This is a genomic window from Polaromonas sp. P1_G2 (assembly GCF_056405515.1).
In genome coordinates this window covers 1-2858 of the sequence record NZ_JBFUBY010000392.1, presented here as the reverse complement: position 1 = coordinate 2858, position 2858 = coordinate 1, and the positions used below count along the sequence as shown (strand labels likewise).

The 2858-nt window shown below is 63.3% G+C and carries 4 protein-coding genes; 3 read left to right on the top strand and 1 reads right to left on the bottom strand.

From position 1 onward, the window contains the following. On the bottom strand, positions 1–231 hold a 231-nt coding region (locus AC1D0P_RS24055; RefSeq protein WP_477679044.1), incomplete at its 3' end, for a chalcone isomerase family protein. A 483-nt stretch (positions 232–714) separates the two neighbouring features. Here AC1D0P_RS24055 and trpE point away from each other — a divergent pair. From trpE to AC1D0P_RS24040, 3 genes are all read left to right on the top strand, one after another. Beyond that, on the top strand, positions 715–2214 hold the full coding sequence (gene trpE / locus AC1D0P_RS24050) for an anthranilate synthase component I (RefSeq protein WP_477679043.1): 1500 nt from the start codon (positions 715–717) through the stop codon (positions 2212–2214). Beyond that, positions 2211–2531: a chorismate mutase gene (locus AC1D0P_RS24045; RefSeq protein WP_477679042.1), complete on the top strand. Its 321-nt coding sequence runs from the start codon at positions 2211–2213 to the stop codon at positions 2529–2531. The genes trpE and AC1D0P_RS24045 overlap by 4 nt, the downstream gene beginning before the upstream one ends. Positions 2532–2534: 3 nt before the next feature. Beyond that, a partial coding sequence (locus tag AC1D0P_RS24040) for a glutamine amidotransferase-related protein (RefSeq protein WP_477679041.1) occupies positions 2535–2858 on the top strand: 324 nt, incomplete at its 3' end.

The window sequence follows — 2858 nt, the reverse complement described above, 5'->3', positions numbered from 1 at the left end:
GGTGTAGACCTCTTCGGGGGTAGCGGCCTTTTTGGGCAGGTACATGGCGGCCACATAGACCTTGAACACCGCCTTGTAGCGAATGCCGGCCCCATTGAGCTGCAGTTTGGTGCCGTGAACCTCAATCGGGTCGTCGAGCTTGACGCCCGACACCTCCATCGGTGCTGCAAGCGCGCCGAATGAGAGCATCAAGCCGGCCAGGCCCGCAAGGCATCGCGTTGTCAAAGTCATGGGTTGTCTCCAAAGAATGGTTGGAATAGAACGAGCGTTCGTTTTTTATCTTCTCATTTTCGAGTTCAGGGGCCGCCCCTCGCAAGAGGGTTTGCGAGATAAGCATTAGTACTAGGGGCCTGTCCACCAACTCCTGCCAGGCCCGGTTCGGCTTTTTTTGATGCCCGGCGAGGTTTGGCCGGCTCCGGTCTTTGCTACACTTTGGCCTACATGTTCATTCATCGCATCATTCAAACAGGTTGTGGCGACCGGGGAGCCTGGCCCTGGCGTACCTGTCATTTCCCGCTCGCCTGAGGCGCATGCGGGCCGGCACGCTGACAGCGCTGCCCCGGCCCGTGCACTTGCCGCAGGTTCTGCGACACCCCCTTTCTTTGTTGATGCCCTCCGCAGCCCGCGGGAGCATCCCGGCCCCGGTCTTCGGGGCGTGTTGAATGACAGGCGGCAGCGCTTTTATGCGCCTTGCCTCCCTGAAAAGGATTGACCGTGATCACTGAACTCGAATTCAAAAGCCTGGCCGGCCAGGGCTACAACCGTATTCCACTGATGGCGGAAGCGTTTGCCGACCTTGAAACGCCTCTATCCCTGTACCTCAAGCTCGCGCACTCCAAGGACGGCGGCAAATTCAGCTTCCTGCTGGAGTCCGTCGTCGGCGGGGAACGCTTCGGCCGCTACAGCTTCATCGGCCTGCCGGCGCGTACGCTGGTGCGCGCCTCGGGCTTTGGCGCCGACCGGGTCACCGAGGTCGTGACGGACGGCCGTGTCGTGGAGACCTCGGCGGCCAACCCGCTGGACTTCATCGCCGACTACCAGAAGCGTTTCAAGGTCGCGCTGCGGCCCGGCCTGCCGCGGTTTTGCGGCGGCCTGGCCGGCTATTTCGGTTATGACGCAGTGCGTCACATCGAGAAAAAACTCGAAGCCAGCTGCCCGCCCGACACCCTGGGCTGTCCCGATATCCTGCTGCTGCAGTGCGAAGAGCTGGCGGTGATCGACAACCTCTCGGGCAAGCTCTACCTGATCGTCTATGCCGACCCGGCCCAGCCCGAGGCCTATGCCAACGCCAAGAAGCGTTTGCGTGAACTCAGGGAAAAGCTCAAGTATTCGGTCAGCGCCCCGGTGGTCAAGCCTTCGCAGGGCTACCCGGCCGAACGCGACTTCGCCAAGGCCGACTACATCGCCGCCGTGGAAAAGGCCAAGCGCCTGATCGAAGCCGGCGACTTCATGCAGGTGCAGGTCGGCCAGCGCATCAAGAAGCGCTACACCGAGTCGCCGCTGAGCCTGTACCGCGCGCTGCGTTCACTCAATCCCTCGCCTTATATGTATTACTACCACTTCGGCGACTTCCATGTAGTGGGGGCTTCGCCCGAAATCCTGGTGCGGCAGGAGCAAGTCACCGAGGGCCAAAAAATTACCATTCGCCCATTGGCCGGCACCCGGCCCCGCGCCTCTTCGCCGGAGGCCGACAAGGCCGTCGAGCACGAGCTGGTCAACGACCCAAAGGAGCGCGCCGAGCACGTCATGCTGATAGACCTCGCGCGAAACGACATAGGCCGCATCGCCAAGACCGGCACGGTGAAGGTCACCGAGGCGTTCGCGGTCGAGCGCTACAGCCACGTGATGCACATCGTGAGCAACGTCGAAGGCGTGCTGCTGGACGGCATGACCAGCATGGACGTACTCAAGGCCACCTTCCCGGCCGGCACGCTGACCGGCGCGCCCAAGGTCCACGCCATGGAAATCATCGACCAGCTCGAGCCCACCAAGCGCGGTCTCTATGGCGGCGCTTGCGGCTACCTCAGCTATGCCGGCGACATGGACGTGGCGATCGCCATACGCACCGGCATCATCAAAGACCAGACGCTTTATGTGCAGGCGGCGGCCGGCGTGGTGGCCGATTCGGTGCCCGAGCTCGAATGGAAGGAAACCGAGGCCAAGGCGCGCGCGTTGCTGCGAGCCTCGGAACTTGTCGAGGAGGGGCTGGAATGAGCACGGCCAACCGTCCACCCATTGAGCCCTGCCGCAGCATGGCCGACGTGCGCCGCAACATTGATACGCTTGACGACCGCATCGTGGCACTGGTCGCCGAGCGCAGCGCTTATGTCGCGCAAGCGGCGCGCATCAAACAAAGCGCCAGCGACATCGTCGACCAGGCGCGTATCGAATTCATCGTAGACCGCGTACGCGCCCAGGCCCGCGCGGCCGGCGCCCCCGAGGCCATTCTGGAAGCGGCCTACCGCGCCATGATTGCCGCATCCATTGACTTTGAGCGCGGCGAGTTCCAACGCCTGCGCCAGGAGGCCTGAACCATGAAGCGCAACAAGCTCTTGATGATCGACAACTACGACAGCTTCACCTACAACATCGTCCAGTACTTCGGTGAACTGGGCGCCGAGGTCGAAGTGTTCCGCAACGACGAAATCAGCGTGGCCGACATCGCCGCACGCGCGCCCGACCTGCTGGTGGTCTCGCCCGGGCCCTGCTCGCCGGCCGAGGCTGGCATCTCGGTCGCGGCGATCCAGCATTTCGCCGGCAAGCTGCCCATCCTGGGCGTCTGCCTGGGCCACCAGGCGATAGGCGCGGCCTTCGGCGGCAACATCATCCGCGCCCAGCAGCTCATGCACGGCAAGACC